The organism is Nocardia sp. NPDC055053 (genome assembly GCF_053608285.1).
In genome coordinates, this window is record NZ_JBSGVD010000005.1 from 176,983 (window position 1) to 192,088 (window position 15,106).

The 15,106-nt window shown below is 68.4% G+C and carries 17 protein-coding genes and 1 riboswitch; of the genes, 9 read left to right on the forward strand and 8 right to left on the reverse strand.

The genetic code is table 11. The features are described 5' to 3' along the window. Positions 1-7: 7 nt before the first annotated feature. Positions 8-1,120 carry an NAD(P)H-dependent amine dehydrogenase family protein gene (locus ACWF82_RS07420; RefSeq protein ID WP_452498929.1) on the reverse strand — a complete coding sequence of 371 codons (1,113 nt, stop codon included), beginning with the start codon at positions 1,118-1,120 and terminating at the stop codon, positions 8-10. 10 nt (positions 1,121-1,130) lie between these two features. Beyond that, the gene (locus ACWF82_RS07425; protein ID WP_452498931.1) at positions 1,131-1,922 is read right to left on the reverse strand and encodes an SDR family oxidoreductase; all 792 of its coding nucleotides are present in this window, start codon (positions 1,920-1,922) and stop codon (positions 1,131-1,133) included. A gap of 89 nt (positions 1,923-2,011) precedes the next feature. Here ACWF82_RS07425 and ACWF82_RS07430 point away from each other — a divergent pair, with 89 nt between their 5' ends. After that, positions 2,012-2,890: a helix-turn-helix domain-containing protein gene (locus ACWF82_RS07430; protein WP_452498933.1), complete on the forward strand. Its 879-nt coding sequence runs from the start codon at positions 2,012-2,014 to the stop codon at positions 2,888-2,890. A 30-nt stretch (positions 2,891-2,920) separates the two neighbouring features. Here ACWF82_RS07430 and ACWF82_RS07435 read toward each other — a convergent pair whose 3' ends face one another. Then, positions 2,921-3,559 carry a TetR/AcrR family transcriptional regulator gene (locus ACWF82_RS07435; protein ID WP_452498935.1) on the reverse strand — a complete coding sequence of 213 codons (639 nt, stop codon included), beginning with the start codon at positions 3,557-3,559 and terminating at the stop codon, positions 2,921-2,923. Between the two features lie 110 nt (positions 3,560-3,669). Here ACWF82_RS07435 and ACWF82_RS07440 point away from each other — a divergent pair, with 110 nt between their 5' ends. From ACWF82_RS07440 to ACWF82_RS07465, 6 genes are read left to right on the forward strand one after another with little or no spacing between them, the layout of a single operon-like run. Continuing rightward, positions 3,670-5,049: a flavin-containing monooxygenase gene (locus tag ACWF82_RS07440; protein WP_452498937.1), complete on the forward strand. Its 1,380-nt coding sequence runs from the start codon at positions 3,670-3,672 to the stop codon at positions 5,047-5,049. 34 nt (positions 5,050-5,083) lie between these two features. Further along, entirely contained in the window at positions 5,084-6,328 is a 1,245-nt protein-coding gene (locus tag ACWF82_RS07445; protein WP_452498939.1) for an NADH:flavin oxidoreductase/NADH oxidase family protein, read from the forward strand. Positions 6,329-6,344: 16 nt separating this feature from the next. Then, a complete protein-coding gene (locus ACWF82_RS07450; RefSeq protein WP_452498941.1) occupies positions 6,345-7,145 on the forward strand; it encodes an SDR family NAD(P)-dependent oxidoreductase in 801 nt (266 codons plus the stop codon). Between the two features lie 2 nt (positions 7,146-7,147). Continuing rightward, on the forward strand, positions 7,148-7,927 hold the full coding sequence (locus ACWF82_RS07455; RefSeq protein WP_452498943.1) for an acetoacetate decarboxylase family protein: 780 nt from the start codon (positions 7,148-7,150) through the stop codon (positions 7,925-7,927). A 37-nt stretch (positions 7,928-7,964) separates the two neighbouring features. Further along, on the forward strand, positions 7,965-9,089 hold the full coding sequence (locus tag ACWF82_RS07460) for a hypothetical protein (RefSeq protein ID WP_452498945.1): 1,125 nt from the start codon (positions 7,965-7,967) through the stop codon (positions 9,087-9,089). Between the two features lie 15 nt (positions 9,090-9,104). Further along, on the forward strand, positions 9,105-10,349 hold the full coding sequence (locus tag ACWF82_RS07465; RefSeq protein WP_452498947.1) for a cytochrome P450: 1,245 nt from the start codon (positions 9,105-9,107) through the stop codon (positions 10,347-10,349). Between the two features lie 40 nt (positions 10,350-10,389). On the opposite strand, the gene ACWF82_RS07470 is transcribed toward ACWF82_RS07465, so the two are convergent. The 4 genes from ACWF82_RS07470 to ACWF82_RS07485 all read right to left on the reverse strand — a co-directional run bounded on the left by ACWF82_RS07470 (position 10,390) and on the right by ACWF82_RS07485 (position 13,171). Beyond that, complete coding sequence (locus tag ACWF82_RS07470) at positions 10,390-11,058, reverse strand: hypothetical protein (RefSeq protein WP_452498949.1); 669 nt, start codon at positions 11,056-11,058, stop codon at positions 10,390-10,392. Positions 11,059-11,126: 68 nt separating this feature from the next. Further along, positions 11,127-11,441, reverse strand: a complete 315-nt coding sequence (locus tag ACWF82_RS07475) for a DMT family transporter (protein ID WP_452498951.1) — start codon at positions 11,439-11,441, stop codon at positions 11,127-11,129. 11 nt (positions 11,442-11,452) lie between these two features. Continuing rightward, positions 11,453-11,519: riboswitch (guanidine-III (ykkC-III) riboswitch) on the reverse strand. A 62-nt stretch (positions 11,520-11,581) separates the two neighbouring features. Continuing rightward, a complete protein-coding gene (locus ACWF82_RS07480; protein WP_452498953.1) occupies positions 11,582-12,277 on the reverse strand; it encodes an LmeA family phospholipid-binding protein in 696 nt (231 codons plus the stop codon). A gap of 18 nt (positions 12,278-12,295) precedes the next feature. Continuing rightward, on the reverse strand, positions 12,296-13,171 hold the full coding sequence (locus tag ACWF82_RS07485; protein WP_452498954.1) for a helix-turn-helix transcriptional regulator: 876 nt from the start codon (positions 13,169-13,171) through the stop codon (positions 12,296-12,298). Positions 13,172-13,307: 136 nt separating this feature from the next. Between ACWF82_RS07485 and ACWF82_RS07490 the strand changes: the two genes are divergently transcribed. Together ACWF82_RS07490 and ACWF82_RS07495 are read left to right on the forward strand one after the other, a co-directional pair. Next, a complete protein-coding gene (locus tag ACWF82_RS07490; RefSeq protein WP_452498956.1) occupies positions 13,308-14,228 on the forward strand; it encodes an SDR family NAD(P)-dependent oxidoreductase in 921 nt (306 codons plus the stop codon). A gap of 127 nt (positions 14,229-14,355) precedes the next feature. Beyond that, a complete protein-coding gene (locus ACWF82_RS07495) occupies positions 14,356-14,652 on the forward strand; it encodes a hypothetical protein (protein ID WP_452498958.1) in 297 nt (98 codons plus the stop codon). Between the two features lie 60 nt (positions 14,653-14,712). Here ACWF82_RS07495 and ACWF82_RS07500 read toward each other — a convergent pair whose 3' ends face one another. Beyond that, positions 14,713-15,084, reverse strand: coding sequence for a hypothetical protein (locus ACWF82_RS07500; protein ID WP_452498960.1), 372 nt, complete (start codon positions 15,082-15,084; stop codon positions 14,713-14,715). Between the last annotated feature and the right edge of the window lie 22 nt (positions 15,085-15,106).

Sequence of the window (15,106 nt, forward strand, 5' to 3'; positions counted from 1 at the left end):
GAAGGTATCAGGGATGTGTAACGGGAGAATCTCCTCCGCGAGATCTGGTCGGGTCCGCCAGGCCGGCGCCGGTGACGAGGGGAAGGTCGAGTGTCGTCCGGATGCCTGGCGGGGCGGCGACGACGGCGGGGATGGCGTTGACCAGACGCATGGCGGTGCCGACGAGGCTGGCGTGGTTGTGGTCGCCGTGGTCGCTGAACATGGCCAGGTCCAGGGTGTAGTGCGGTTCGCCGGTGATCTCGACGCGATAGGACCCGCCGGTGCGGGCGGGCTGCGGCCAGTCGGGGGCGAGGTCGGCACGCAGGCGGGTGACGTGCTCGAGCACGGTCACGGCGCGATCGCCTACCATGCCCCGCACTTCGAAACGCAGGGCAGCCGCGGTGCCTGCGGCGATGGTGCCCGACTCGATGTCGAATGTCTCCGGCGCGGGCAGCCGCTCGAAACTCTGCGTGACACTGTCGAGTTCGAGGTCGAGTCCGGCCGCGAGCTGGCGCACCACGCTGCCCCACGCCAGCGACAACACCCCGGGTTGCAACAGCAGGGGAGTCTCGTGCATCGGCCTGCCGAAGCCCATGATGTCGAACATGACCGCCGGATTGTCGTAGGTCGAGTAGTCGACGATCTCGAGGCAGCGCACTTGCTCGACGTAGCGGCAGGTGCCCAGCAGTGCCAGCGGCAGCAGATCATTGGCGAAACCGGGATCGATGCCGTTGACGAACAGCGATGAATTGCCCTGCGCTGCGGCTTGTTCCACTGGTTCGAGAAGATTCGAGGGAAGGACATCCCACGGGTACTGAAGGAACACCGGTGCGCTGGCCACCACATTGATACCGGCGGCGAGCAGCATGCGCAGGTCTTCCAGTGCCTCCATCAGCCGGTTGTCGGTCATGGCGGTGTAGACAACGCAGTCCGGCCGCAGCGCCAGGACCTGCGCGGTGTCGGTGGTGGCGTGCACGCCGGTCGGCGTGGATGTTCCGGCGAGTTCGGCAGCGTCGCGGCCGGCTTTGGCGGGCCCGGAGACGTGCACGCCGACCAGGTCGAACCGAGGATCGGCCAGCACACCCGCCAGTGCGTGCCGCCCGACATTGCCTGTGCCCCAATGCACTATGCGGTGAACCATGGTGTCGTCCTCACAGATCGGGAAGGGGGATGGCGAGATTGGGCGCGATGAGCCCACCGTCGACCTCGAGCACCTTCCCGGTGAGGAAAGCACCCGCGGGGGAGGCGAGAAACAGTGCCGCCGCGGCGATATCGCTCGGCTCGCCGAGGCGCTGGAGTGGGGTCGCCCGCTCCATCTCGGCGCGCATCTGCTCATTGCCCGCGACGATGTCGAGCGCCGAGGTCAGGATCGAGCCAGGCGCGATGGCATTGACCCGGATCCGTGGGCTCAGATCCATCGCGGCACTGCGGGTGTAGTGCGCCAGGGCTGCCTTGGCGGTGGCGTACGCGGCGAAAGCGCGCCCCGGCAGCCTGCCCATCGTCGAGGTGATGTTGATGATCGAGCCGCCGTCCGCCGTCGCGAGCATCTTCGGCACCGCTGCCCGCACCAGGGCGTGCGCAGTCCCGACGTTGAAGGCGAATGCCTCGGCGAGGTCGTCGGGGGAGGTGTCGAGCAACGGCCTCGGCAGCGCCCCACCCACGTTGTTGACGACGATGTCCAGGCGGCCGAACCGCTCGACCGCGGCCCCGGCCAGCGCGGTGACCGCGTCCTGATCGGCGAGGTCGGCCACCACGACGAGCGCCTGCCGACCGGTCGTTTCCACCTGCTCGGCGACCCGCCGCAGATCGGCTTCGGTGCGCGCGGCGATCACCACGTCGGCACCCGCCTCGGCGAAACCGGTCGCGATCGCGGCGCCGAGGCCGCGTCCCGCCCCGGTGACGACAGCTACCCGGCCGTCCAGCCGGAAGTGGTCGAGAATCATGATCACCCCTTGTGTCGAATATTCGACTAATATGTGGCGAATAGTCGAAGCAGTGTAGGGCGGGCCGCACCAGCGGACAAGGGGGTGTCATGCGGGAATCCGCGTCGCCACCGACGCGCCGGGTCATCGAGGTGATGGAGTTGCTGACCCGGAGCGACCGAGCGCTGACCGCGTCGGAAATCGCGGCTGCGCTCTCGCTCGCCCGCGCGACCATCACCGCCGTACTCACCGAGCTCACCGACGCGGGCTGGGTGCACCGCGACCGCGATCGCCGTTTCGGCCCCGGCCCCGCCCTCGCCGCGCTGTCCCCGGTCGGCCCCGAGATCCCGAATGCGACGGTGAGCGCCGAGCTGAAGGCACTGGCTGTGGCGGCGGGGTGCGGCGTGACACTGAGCCGAATCGCCGACGGCCGCCTCACCGTGGTGGCCAAGGAATATGCGCTGGGTGCGCGCATCGTCCCTGGACTCGCTGTGGGACAGTCCATTCCACTGGCCTATCCGGCGGGCGCGGCGGTGATGCCGTGGCGGGGCGAGCCCGAACGCCGCGCGTGGCTGGCGACAGCGACCGGTCCGACGCGGCGGAGCGCTCCCGCGCTGCTGCGGTTCGTCACCACCAACGGCTGCGCGGTATTCCGCCCGGACTCCGACGACGCCGGTCTGGTGGACGTGCTCGCGGAGCTGCTCGGTGCGGTAGGGGCCGAGGTGGTCCAGCCGGAACTACGCGCCCGGGTACTGCGCCAGCTGGCGCGTCTGACCGCGCGCCCCTACCGCGAAGCCGACCTCACCGGCGAGGAGTCACTGCCCGTCAGTTACCTGTCGGCACCGGTGTTCCACAGCTCCGGGGCGCCCTATGAGGTCCAGATCGGTCCGCTGTGCTCCGCGGTCAGCCACGCCGAGCGTGCGCGGTATGTCGACACCATCCGGCAGGGCGCGGAGGCAATCTCCGTGGCTTACGAGCGGCGCGGGTAACGACCGTCCACACCTGCCGGGATACGTCGCTCATCGGGGTGCTTTCGGGTCGTGGAAGGCGGGCAGGGCGGGGATGAGAGTGCTGGCGTAGTCGCGAATCCGTTGTGGTGGGAAGGCTTCGGGATAGGCCAGGACCAGGCGGCCCGCTTCCCAGAACAGCGCGTACAGGGTGCGGGCGGTGAGTTCGACATCGAGGGTCGGGAGCCGTTCGGGTGGGCACGATTCCCGGACGAAGGTGGCGAGTGCGGCGATGAAGGCCTGCCGTCCCCGCTCGAGTCGGCCGCGGAAGGCCGGGGTGCTGGCGTCGGCGATCAGGAAGATGGCCCGCCAGCGATCGGGTGCGGCCTGCACGGCGGTGAGGAAGTGTTCGAGACTCTCCGATGTCGCCCCGGCCGGGTCGCCGGTGCCGGCGAGCGGCACTGCCTTGGACATCTGTGCCAGCGCCGCGGTTTCCTCCCGATCGAGTGAGGCGCGGAGCAACTGGTCGGAATCGTCGAACAATCCGTAGACGACGGGGCGGCTGACGTCGGCCTCCTTGGCGACGGTGTCGATGGACACCTTGTGCACGCCCTGCTCGACGATGACGCGCAGGACCGCGTCGAGTAGTTGTTCGCGCCGCTGTTCGGGTGCCATTCGCGGTGCGTAGGCGCGGTTTCGCCGTTCGGCCATGGTCGCGGACCACCTTTCCGTGTCGGAGGCCTGCTTGACATCCGGCAGTGCCGTCACAAATACTACACACACTGTAGCTACAGTAAGTGTAGCTTTCTTGGGAGGTGACAATGGCGCGGTACTGCATCATCGGGGCCGGCTACACCGGGTTGGCGGTGGCGAAGGCCTACACGGATCTGGGTTTGGACTACGACCATGTCGAGGCCACGGCGGCGATCGGTGGTAACTGGTCGCACGGGGTGTACGACTCCACGTACCTGATCAGCTCCAAGGGCGTTACCGAATACCCGGACTACCCGATGCCGGAGCACTACCCGGACTTCCCCAGCGCGGCGCAGATGCGCGACTACCTGCGCGGCTTCGCGGCCGAGTTCGGCTTGGACCACCGCATCGCGTTCGACACCCTCGTGACCGATGTCGCGCCGCTCGACGATGTCGGCCTGGCCGGCTGGCGGGTCGAATTCGCCGACGGCGCGGTGCGCGAGTACGACGGTGTCGTGGTCGCCAACGGCCATTACTGGGATGTCAACATCCCCTCCTATCCGGGCGAATTCACCGGCACTCAGATTCATTCCAAGGACTACAAGCGCCCCGCCGACCTCGAAGGCCCGCGCGTGCTCGTCGTCGGCGCTGGCAACTCCGGCTGCGACCTGACCGTCGAGGCGGCGGTGACCTTCGGCAAAGCCGAGATCTCGCTGCGCCGCAGCTACTGGTTCATCCCGAAATACGTCCTGGGGATTCCGAGCGGAAACTTCGATGTCGGTTCGGTGCCGGTGCCGCGGCTGGTGCAAGAGGCCATCTTCCGGTTGGTCGTCGCCGTCGGGATGGGCAGGTACGAGAGCTTCGGACTGACCAAGCCCGAGCACCGGATCTTCGATCAGGATCTCGTGGTCAACCAGCAGCTCCCGTATTTCCTCAAGCACGGCCGGATCGCCGTCCGGCCGGAAATCGCGCGCTTCGACGGTCGCACCGTGCATTTCACCGACGGCACCAGCGGCACCTACGACACCATCGTCTGGGCGACCGGGTTCAAGACCACCTTCCCGTTCCTGCGCGACGGCCTGCTCGAATGGCAGAACGGGCAGCCACGACTGGTGTCGCACACCTTCGCGCCAGGCCTGGCGAACCTGTACTTCGCCGGACTGGTCGCACCGCGCTCGGGCGCGGGCATGCTGCTGATGAACAGTTCGCGGCTGCTCGCCGAAGCCGCACTGCTCCAGCAGCGGACGCACACGTCGGTGGGCGATCTCTACGCGCGCGTCAGCGAGCCGTCCGCCGAGATCCTCGCGGGTGGACCGGAATTGCGCTGGGAGGTGTTGCGCGGCCGATGGCTGGTGCGCGCGCTGGCCCAGCTGTTGACGGTGCGGGCCCTGCTGCCGGGTTCCGCCGAGCTCACCCAGACCGCGCCGCGGCCGACCGCGCCCTCCGAGATCGCGCAAGGGCGTCGCCTGCTGCGCCCGATCCGTGCTGCCGCTCGTCTCATCGCCTGACCCCGAAACCTCTCCGCCACAACAGGAGTTCGCCATGCCACCCAAGAATCGTTCGCCCCGCGTCGTCGCCGTCGGCAGTCCATTGACGCTGCCGTGCGGGGTGACCCTGCCCAACCGGATCGCCAAGGCCGCCATGAGCGAACAGCTCGGTGAGATCACCGGCGCCCCCAGCCAGACGTTGACCCGGCTCTACAGCGCCTGGGGACGTGGCGGGGCGGGTCTGCTCATCACCGGCAATGTCATGATCGACCGCCGCGCCTACGTCGAGCCGCGCAATGTGACGCTCGAGGACGAGCGGCATCTCGAGGCCGTCGGCAACTGGGCGCGCGCGGGATCCCGCGAAGGTTCGGTCATGGTCATGCAGATCAACCACCCCGGACGTGTCGCGGTCGGACCTTTGCATCGGCGCCCGGTCGGCCCGTCGGCGCTGCGGCCGCAGGCGCTCGGCTTCAACCTGCGCAAGCCGCGGGCGCTGAGCCTCGACGACATCGCCGATCTGCGCCGCCGCTACGCGCGCACCGCCGAACTGGCAGTGGCAGCGGGCTTTTCCGGCGTGCAGGTGCACGCCGCCCACGGCTATCTGCTGTCGCAGTTCCTCTCGCCTGTCGCCAACCAGCGATCCGATCGATACGGCGGTAGTCCCGAGAACCGTCGCCGACTGCTGCTGGAGGTCGTGGCCGACGTGCGACAGGCGATCGGTCCCGGCGCCATCGTCTCGGTGAAGCTCAACTCGGCCGACTTCCAGCGCGGGGGACTGGCCGAAGCCGAATCCCTCGATGTCGCCCTCGCGCTCGAACAGGCAGGCATCGACCTGCTGGAGATCTCCGGCGGCAACTACGAAGCTCCCGCCATGACCGGCGTCGTGCAGGACAGCGCCAGGGAGCGCGAAGCGTACTTCCTGCGCTACGCGCGAGAACTGCGGGCCCGCTCGGCGATGCCGCTCATGCTCACCGGCGGCGTTCGCACCCGTGCCTTCGTCGACGAGGTGCTCTCCGACGGCGCGGTCGACGTGATCGGGATGGGCCGCCCGTTCGCCGTGCGGCCCGGCATCGCGGCGGAACTGCTGGTCGGGGCCGGGGAACCGCAGAGCCTGCCCACCGCACCGCGCATCCCCCTCGCTGCCGCCACTCCGGTCAATTCCTACCTCCAGCTCGCCTGGCACGCGGCGAATTTCCGGCGCATCGCGGCGGGGGACAAACAGGTGACCGGCCCAGGGGCGGTGCGCACCCTGGCCGCCGCGGGCACCACCGTGACCGCGCGCGCACTCACTCAGTTCTGACTTCCGAGGAGAACCCATGTCGCTACCCACTCCCACGTCGAGTACCAGAGCAGTCGTCACCGGAGCGTCGTCCGGTATCGGTGCCGCGCTCGCCGAAGGCCTTGCCCGGCGCGGATATTCGCTGATCCTGGTGGCGCGCCGCGAGGACCGGCTGCGCGAGCTGGCCGACCGGCTCGCCACCCGCTACGGCATCGAATCCGAGATCCGCGCCGTCGACCTGGCCGACCGCGGCGAACGCGCGAAACTGTGCGACGAGCTGGCCGGGCGTGACATCGCCGTGCTCTGCAACAACGCGGGCTTCGCCACCTACGGGGAACTCGCCGCCGCGGATCCGGCGCGCGAACGCGGGCAGGTGGAACTGAATACCGTTGCGGTGCACGACCTCACGCTCGCTGTATTGCCCGGCATGGTGGCGCGCCTCGCGGGCGCGATCCTGATCACCGGCTCGACAGCGGGCAATCAGCCGGGCCCCAACAACGCCACCTATGCCGCCTCCAAGGCGTTCGCCAACACGTTGGCCGAGTCCCTGCACGGTGAGCTGGCCGGTTCCGGGGTGCAGTGCACGCTGCTCGCGCCCGGGCCGGTGCGCACCGAGTACGCCGAGGTGGCCGAAGTTCCCGAGCTCGACCGTCTGGTCCCCGGTCCGCTGTGGGTGAGCGCGGAACAGGCTGCGGCGCAGGCGATCGCGGGTATGGATGCGGGTCGGCGGCGGGTGGTGCCCGGTCTGTTCGCCAAAGTGCAGACCGTCGGCGGCCAGTACACCCCTCGCGCGCTCGTCGGACCGTTGCTGCGCGCCGTCTACCGAAAGGTCAAGTAGCCATGGGGTGGGAACCTGACATCCGCACCGTCGGACGCTCCCTGAGCGCCGACCTGCGTCGCGTGCTCACGATAGGTGACCCGCGCCGGAGCCTCTACCAGGACGCCCACTACTTCAGCGCGACCGTCGAGATCGATCCGGATCGGCTGCGGCAATGGCTGCCCGCCGGGGTCCGGTTGACCGAACCCGCGCGCGCGGACCTGTTCACCGCGTTCTTCCCCGACAACAACTTCGACTCGCAGGGCTACCACGAGGCGGGGCTGTTCGTGCACGTCAGAACAGTACAGGGCACCGGAATCCACTGCCCCTGGATGATTCTCGACGACGACGTGGCCTTGATCATCGGCCGGGAACTGCTCGGCTACCCGAAGAAACTGGGCGAGATCGACTGGACCGTCACCGATACCGAGATCCGCGCCGAGGCCACCCGCCGTGGGCACAAGCTGCTCAGCATGAGCGGCAGGCTCGGCGCGATCCTGACCGATCCACCGCCTATCCTGGCCCGCCCGCACCGCAACGTGGTCGGCCTCGCCGGTGTCTTCCCGTCCTGGCTGGTGGGTTTCACTCCGCGCGAGCGTGTTGTCGAGGTCCGCCGGATCGAAGATTTCCAGCTGACAGTCCACGGCTCAGAACGTGATCCGCTGGACCAGATGGGCATCGGCCGCGTGCTCGAGGCCAGACTGCACCGGGTCGACCTGCTGGGAGTCTGGGTACCCCCGATTCCGATCCGGCCACTCACCCCGCTGTTCGCGGCCGGCCGTCTGCGGCCGCGGACCCTGTGATCGCCGCGCCGCCGACCGCTGCCGCCAGGAGCCTGACATGAGCATCGCCGACCGGCTCGCCACCGAGCCCCTCGCCATTCCACGGCCGGCCACCACCGCGCCGTTCACCCGTATCGATACCTTCGACAAGGCGCTGGTCGCGCCCGGCGGTTTCGGGCCACGACTGCGCGCGGCCCGCACCGCCGCGGTGGATTTCCGCCGGGAGTTCGCGACCACCGGCCGCCCCGGCTCGGTACGTACCTGTGACCTGATCTCCCTGCCCTATCCCACCCGCTACGGACTCTTCCGGGCTGCCGTGAGCCCGGCGCCGTTCCTCACCATCAGCAACCGCATGCTGATCGTGCGCTGGACCGACACCGACGGCACCCGCCGCACCCTGCTGTTCGAACCCAGTGATCACGAACTCGATTCCTACACACCCTATTTCGCCGAACTGCAGCGCTACACGCCCGGGCCGGTGCGCAACCTGTTCGTCACCGAGCACTCCGATGTGCACACCGCCTGCCACCGCGCCGGCATCGACCCGGCCGAGGTCGACTACCTCGCCTTCGACCACCTGCACACCCAGGACGTCCGGCGATGGCTGGGCACCACCCGTCCCCAGCCCGACATCAGCCCGAACGCGCCGGTGGTGGCGGCATTCCCGAACGCCAAGCTCCTCGCGCAGCGGGACGAACTGGAAGCGATGGCGGATCTGCACCCCTACCAGCGGCCCTGGTATCAGCCCACCACCTTCGTCGACCTGCCGCCGGAGGCGATCGTGCCGCTGGACGGCAGCGTACTGCTCGGGCCCGGCGTCGCGCTGCTGTCCACGCCCGGACACGCGATGGGCAATCAGTCGCTGGTGCTCAATACCGACACCGGGATCTGGGCGATCAGCGAGAACGCGATCGCCACCGAATGCCTGACCCCGGAGAACTCCCGCATCCCAGGCCTGGCGCGGACGGCGAAGTCCTGGGGACACGAGGTCGTGCTCAACGCGAACACCATCGAGACCACCTACGAGCAATACAACTCGATGGTCATCGAGAAGACCATTGTGGATGTGTCGCAGCAGGACTCGCGGTTCCTGCAGTTCTTCCCTTCCAGTGAACTGACCGGTGCGCTGCTCAATCCCGGCACGGCACCCACATTCAGCCACCGTGCGATCCGGCACGATTGACCAAGGGCGGACTCCATGACCACCACGGCAGGCTCCGGCTTCTTCGCCCGACTTCTCGATCCGGCGCAGCGCAGCGACCCGTATCCGCTCTACGCCGACATGCGTGCGCACGGGCCGACCAGACTCGGCCGGACGCCGGTCGTGGTGCTGTCGTCCTACCGAGACTGCACGACCGTGCTCCGGCACAGGGCGGCGAGCGTGGAACGTCACCACGCCTCGATTCCGCTGGGGCCCACTCCCGTTCACGACCTCGCCGGGGAGCACGCGGATACCCTGGCCGGCACCGCCTCGATGCTGTTCCGGGACGCGCCCGACCACACCCGGCTACGTCGCCTGGTCGCCAAGGCGTTCACCCCCGCCGTGGTGCGCACCCTCGAACCGCGCATCACCGAGATCGCCGACGCGGCCCTCGACCGCGCGGCCGAACGCGGACAGCTCGACATCGTCGCCGATCTCGCCTACCCACTGCCGATCACGGTCATCTGCGAACTGCTCGGCGTCCCACTCGACGACGAACCACAGTTGCGGCAGTGGTCGATGCTGCTGGCGCGCAGCCTCGATCCGATCTCGGCGACCGTCACCGCGGGCCGCCCCGATCCCGCGCGACTTGTCGGCGCGAGCAACGAAATCCACGACTACTTCGAACAACTCGTCCGCCGACGCACCCGGACAGGCGAGGATCTTGTGTCCGCGCTGCTCGCGGCGGAGGAATCCGGCGACGCGCTCACCCACGACGAACTCATCTCGACCTGCGTACTGCTGCTCATCGCCGGGCACGAAACAACAGTCAACCTCATCGCCAACACCACCCTGGCCCTGCTGCGCCATCGCCACTACCTCGCCATCCTCGGCGTCGCCGCACCGTTCGCCACCGCGGTGATCGAAGAGAGCCTGCGCTACGACCCGCCGGTGCAACTGGTACCCCGGATCGCACGCGAACCCATCGAACTGCCCGGAATCGAGCTGGCGGCAGGTGATCTCGCGATCATGCTCATCGCCGCGGCCAACCACGACCCCGAGGTCTTCACGAACCCCACCCGGTTCGACCCTGCCCGCGCCGATCGCCACCTCGCCTTCGGCCTCGGCCAGCACTTCTGCCTGGGCGCACCCTTGGCCCGTCTGGAAGCCTCCGTCGCCATCACCCGATTCGCCCGCCGCGTCCACAACCCACGCCTCGTCGTCGACCCGCCGGTCTACCGAGACCACATCACGCTTCGCGGCCCCGCGACCATGCCGGTCGCATTCACAGCTATTTCCTGATCCGCCACCCCGGCATTCGGTAACCAGCCGCGGCCGATGGTCAGCGGCGGGTCACGGCGTCGAGCCTGCCTTCGGTAGATGCCAGGTAGCGCTGGGACCTGACACCGGCCAGCATCGGATTGGCTACCTGGAGCAGTTGCACAAGGTAGGGCTTGCCCGACCGGGATTGACGGGGCCACTCATGCCAGTAGCGCGGTGGGTGCAGGCGGGTGCCGGGTCCGGTGGGCAGCTGGATCCGATCTCCGGTCATGAGAGCTGTGACATGGAGATCGGCGAGGACACCGGTGGCGTCGTCGGTCAGGGACGCGGCCCGGGTGAGCATCGCCCACCGGTGCAGCGGGACATAGGGTGGCGCGGTGGCGAGTGTCGGCACAGCCAGCGAATTGCGGTCGTAGGTGGCGGCGGCGAGTCCGGCCGGGATGAGCAGCGCGGTGACCGTGTCGTCGCATACCAGTTCGACACCGGCTCCGTCGGCGGTGATCTCGGTAGGTAGTCCTCGGTGCCGGTAGGCATGCAGCCAGTCCTCGGCGGTCCGCAGCTGGGATGCCTCCGGCCACGGCTCGGCCCTGGATCCGTTCAGGACCTCCTGCGCGGCGGCGCCGAGACGGCACTCGTGGTGGCTGTGGTCGAGCCGGTACCGGCGGGCGTCATCGGGGGAGATCGCCAGTGGCGCAGTGTCACAATCGAACTCCTCGTTCTCGAGTCCCATCAGCTCTCCCTGTCGCTCGGTCGTGGTTCCCACCCGAACGCTACCGACTTCCGACCCGTGTCCGTAGGTCAGTGAGCGAGTTTGAGTCCGACGACGCCGGAGACGATCATGGTCAGGAACACAATCTTCAGCACCGCGACCGGCTCGTCGCCGGTGGCCATGGCGTATGCCACGGTGAGGACCGCGCCGATCCCGACCCAGACCGCGTAGGCGGTGCCGACGGGGAGTTCACGCATCGCGAAGGCCAGGCCGGCCATGCTGGCGGCCAGGGCGGTGAAGAACACCACCGAGGGCCCCAGCCGGGTGAAGCCTTCGGTCTTGCCCAGGGCGGTGGCCCACACGGCTTCCAGGAATCCGGAGACGACGAGCAGAATCCACGACATGACCAGCCCTCCTCGGGCCGTCTTGTCGCACTCCGGGTACGGCACCCCTCGTCCGGAAGCCCTCTTCCGGGGCTCGATGCCACTGTGGCACGCCGGCTACCGGGCGGCAAGCGATGGTGCCCGACCTCACCACCCGGTCGTCACGGCAGGTCGGCGAAGCGCACGTCGTCGGCCACGGCGGTCGCATGGAGGCCGTCGGCGCCCGGCTGGATGGCCGTCAAGCGCGCACCGAGCGGCAGCCGCTGCAGCGGCACGACGAAGGTCAGGGTCCGGCGCAGCATCGTCAGCGAGAGTGCCGGTCCGCCGACCGCGGACTGGACCGCGACCGGCGTGACCTCGATGCCCTCGTCGGTCGGCGCGACCGTGACGAAGACTGTCGCGGGCACCGACATCCCCGCCACCGGGAATGTTCCGGTGACGCGCAGCCCGTCCGGGCTGTCGGAGATCGATTCCACGCCCGACGGCGCGAAACCCCGAACGACGTCGTAGGGAACAACGGCCGTTGCCGTCGCCGTGGCCGCGACAAGGTTCGAGGTGCGGTTGCCGAGCACGTCGCTCAGCGGCGCCGACACGTCGGTCAGCACGACATCGAGGTGGTGGACGGAGATGTTCTCCCCACTCCAGTCGCCGACCCGGATATCGATCTCCGGATAGGTGCCGTCGACGGCCTGGGTCAGAAACGGAAACCCGCGGATATCGACGTCCGGCCGGTGCGGAAGGTTGTACTCGGCCGCCACCTTGCGGCCGATCTCGTTCTGCACCACCACGACTGCGACCCGATCGCCGACGATCAGCGCGATCACCGACACGACGATCAGTATCAGCACTGTGCGCATACACTCACCATCCCACCATCATGCTGTGCCCACAGGCCCGGTCCGCACAGCTCGGCCGCCTGTCACCCGGAGCAGTTCGAGTTTGCCCGCGTCGGGGGTGGTGGCGGCGGCGGTGTAGGTCACCATGTAGAGGTCGGCGCCCGGAACCAGGAGCACGTCGCAGTCGAGCAGGAGTTCGCCGACTTCGGGGTGGATGATCGTCTTCCGATCGGTCACGTGCTGTGCAGTGGTCGCCGTCGCCCAGAGGTGCGCGAAGCCTGGCGAACCTTGTCGCAGGTCTTGGACCAGCCGGTTGAGGCGGGCGTCGGTGGGATAGCGGGTCAGCGCGTCTTTCAGGTCCGCGACGATCGACGCCGCGAACGCCTCGTCGCCGCGCTCGGAACGAATCGGCCGCATCGCCGCACGCGCGGCGCCGTCGCCGAAGAGCGCGAGCGCGAGATTTCGTTCCGGTGCCGGGATCACGGCGGGATCGCCGTGCAGAGCTGTCCACATGCTGTTCCACCACACGAGAGACCAGTCGGCGGTGAACACGCCGATCGGGATGTCACCGAGGCGAGTGGTGAGTCGTTGAATGCCGGCGGGAACGTGGTCGCTGATGGTCCCGTCCTGCGGCGGTAGCTGTCCCGCACTGCGATACAGCTGATCGCGCTCGGTTCGGGACAGCTGCAGAGCCCGGGCGAGTGCCGCGACGACCTGAGGTGAGGGGTTGACGGCGCGACCCTGCTCCAGACGCAGCAGGTAGTCGACCGACAGCGAAGCCAACTGGGCGAGCTCCTCGCGCCGCAGCCCCGGGGCGCGACGGCTCCCGGTGACGGCGAAGCCCGCGTCGAGCGGTGACAGACGGTCGCGCCAGGTGCGCAGAAGTTCGCCGAAGGCGGGACGGGCGGAAACCATGGGGACATTCTCGCCGCTCGGCACCCGATGAGCCTGGGCACTGCTGGTCCTGGTGTCGGGCACGGCACTGGTTCGACCGATCGCGAGCGGCGAATGTCGGTGATGACATGAGTGGTAATCCAGTCGAGGAGATTTCATGCGCACCATCGTCATGACCGGCGCGAGTCGCGGCATCGGACGGATCGCCGCCGAGCGCATCCTGCGACGTTCGCCCGATGTGCACCTCGTTGTCGTCGCCCGAGGTTCCTCGGGGACGGAGTTGTCGACAGCGCTGCGTGCGGACGGGCATGAGGTTTCCTGCGTCTCGGCGGATCTCGCTTCGCTCGCGAGTGTCCGAACCGCGGCGATCGAGATCGGTGATCGGCTCGCCGCCGGCGATCTTCCGCCGCTGTACGCCTTCGTCGGCAACGCGGGTACTCAGTACACGAACGCGCAGACCACGGGCCCCGAAGGGTTCGAGTCGACGTTCACCGTCAACGTGGTGGCCAACCACCTTTTCGTCCGGCTGCTGGGGGACCGCTGCACCGTGCCCGGTCGCATCGTCATCACTGTGAGCGACACCCATTTCGGCGATTTCCGGCACAACATGGGCATGGTTCCAGGCCCGGCCTGGCAATCTCCGGATGTGCTGGCCCGCATCGGCGCCTTCCGGGAGCCGCACACCACAGCCGCCGGGCGCACCGCGTATTCGACAAGCAAACTCGCCGCGATCTATCTGGTGCACGAGTACGCCCGTCGGCTGCCCGCCGGGATCGATGCCGTCGCGTACAACCCGGGATTCGTCCCCGGCACCGACCTCGCCCGCGACGCGGACCCCGCTTCCCGGTTCGCGATGCGGCACATCCTGCCGATCATGACGCTGACCCCGCTGGCTACCAGCCGCAGGGCGGCGGGGCGATACCTCGCGGACGTCGTGCTCGGTGATATCGCGGCGCCCACCGGGTCGTATGTCGACCGCAACCAGGTGGCCCGGTCGTCCGCGGAATCCTATGACCGGCAGCGCGAAGCCGAGATCTGGGAGGCAGGCGAACGTTTCCTGGCGGCATACGCCGGCTGAATCGGGACTTCCGCGATCCGGCCCGCTGGTTACCCTCGGTCAGAGTGGTTATGTCCGGTGTAACGGGCCCTCACGGGCGCGATCGACTACAGGGACGAGAGTGACCATGCTTGTGCGAAGAACAGTCGTGACGACGGGGTTGATTGTGGCCGTGCTCGGTGGGTCTGCGGGCTGCGCCGAGGTGGAGAAGGCGGTCAACAAGGGCGGTGACACCCGGTGCAGTGAGTACACCGCGCAGGACTCGGCCAAGAAGCACACGACGGTGACCAAGTTCCTCGAAGAGGAACGCGGGGACGACGCGTCGATCGACCAGAACACCGTCGATCTGGCGGTCGCGGCCATCAACCTCATGTGCAGCGCCCAGGCGAATCCGGATACGCCGATCCGGGAAGCGGATCTGTCCGGAGTGCTGGTTCCGAAGTAGGGCGTCAACCCGCCCGGGAGGTGCCCGAGGCCGCCCGCTATGGCTATGTGTGTCGGCGGTTCAGGTTGAATCCGGCGACTGGCCCGACTTCGTGTCCGGGTCGACCTTGTCCGCGCGTTCCCACTCCTTGTCCAGGTCGGCTCGCGACTCGGCCGCGTCGTTGCGACGCACGTTCGCCTGCTGGGCAAGTTGCTCGGCCTGCGCGGCTTTGGCGTCGGCTTCGGCCTCGGCAGCGCGGCTCTTGGCGGCGATCTCCTCCGCCCGCGCCTCGCGCTGACCGATTTCGGCTTCCTGTTCCGCCGCCCGGTCACGGATGCTGGTGGCTTCGGCCCGCTGGTGTTCACGCTGCTTGCGCATCAACAGCCACGCGCCGACGAGCACAACGACTACTGCCACGACGACGATGATCACGATCACACTGGTGGTGCTCATCCTTCTTCTCCTCGCACCCCTC

Excerpts from the sequence above, each read along its gene's own strand:
- ACWF82_RS07420 (WP_452498929.1), bottom strand. The coding sequence starts at position 1,120 with ATGGTTCACCGCATAGTGCATTGGGGCACAGGCAATGTCGGGCGGCAC.
- ACWF82_RS07425 (WP_452498931.1), bottom strand. The coding sequence starts at position 1,922 with ATGATTCTCGACCACTTCCGGCTGGACGGCCGGGTAGCTGTCGTCACC.
- ACWF82_RS07430 (WP_452498933.1), top strand. The coding sequence starts at position 2,012 with ATGCGGGAATCCGCGTCGCCACCGACGCGCCGGGTCATCGAGGTGATG.
- ACWF82_RS07435 (WP_452498935.1), bottom strand. The coding sequence starts at position 3,559 with ATGGCCGAACGGCGAAACCGCGCCTACGCACCGCGAATGGCACCCGAA.
- ACWF82_RS07440 (WP_452498937.1), top strand. The coding sequence starts at position 3,670 with ATGGCGCGGTACTGCATCATCGGGGCCGGCTACACCGGGTTGGCGGTG.
- ACWF82_RS07445 (WP_452498939.1), top strand. The coding sequence starts at position 5,084 with ATGCCACCCAAGAATCGTTCGCCCCGCGTCGTCGCCGTCGGCAGTCCA.
- ACWF82_RS07450 (WP_452498941.1), top strand. The coding sequence starts at position 6,345 with ATGTCGCTACCCACTCCCACGTCGAGTACCAGAGCAGTCGTCACCGGA.
- ACWF82_RS07455 (WP_452498943.1), top strand. The coding sequence starts at position 7,148 with ATGGGGTGGGAACCTGACATCCGCACCGTCGGACGCTCCCTGAGCGCC.
- ACWF82_RS07460 (WP_452498945.1), top strand. The coding sequence starts at position 7,965 with ATGAGCATCGCCGACCGGCTCGCCACCGAGCCCCTCGCCATTCCACGG.
- ACWF82_RS07465 (WP_452498947.1), top strand. The coding sequence starts at position 9,105 with ATGACCACCACGGCAGGCTCCGGCTTCTTCGCCCGACTTCTCGATCCG.
- ACWF82_RS07470 (WP_452498949.1), bottom strand. The coding sequence starts at position 11,058 with ATGGGACTCGAGAACGAGGAGTTCGATTGTGACACTGCGCCACTGGCG.
- ACWF82_RS07475 (WP_452498951.1), bottom strand. The coding sequence starts at position 11,441 with ATGTCGTGGATTCTGCTCGTCGTCTCCGGATTCCTGGAAGCCGTGTGG.
- ACWF82_RS07480 (WP_452498953.1), bottom strand. The coding sequence starts at position 12,277 with ATGCGCACAGTGCTGATACTGATCGTCGTGTCGGTGATCGCGCTGATC.
- ACWF82_RS07485 (WP_452498954.1), bottom strand. The coding sequence starts at position 13,171 with ATGGTTTCCGCCCGTCCCGCCTTCGGCGAACTTCTGCGCACCTGGCGC.
- ACWF82_RS07490 (WP_452498956.1), top strand. The coding sequence starts at position 13,308 with ATGCGCACCATCGTCATGACCGGCGCGAGTCGCGGCATCGGACGGATC.
- ACWF82_RS07500 (WP_452498960.1), bottom strand. The coding sequence starts at position 15,084 with ATGAGCACCACCAGTGTGATCGTGATCATCGTCGTCGTGGCAGTAGTC.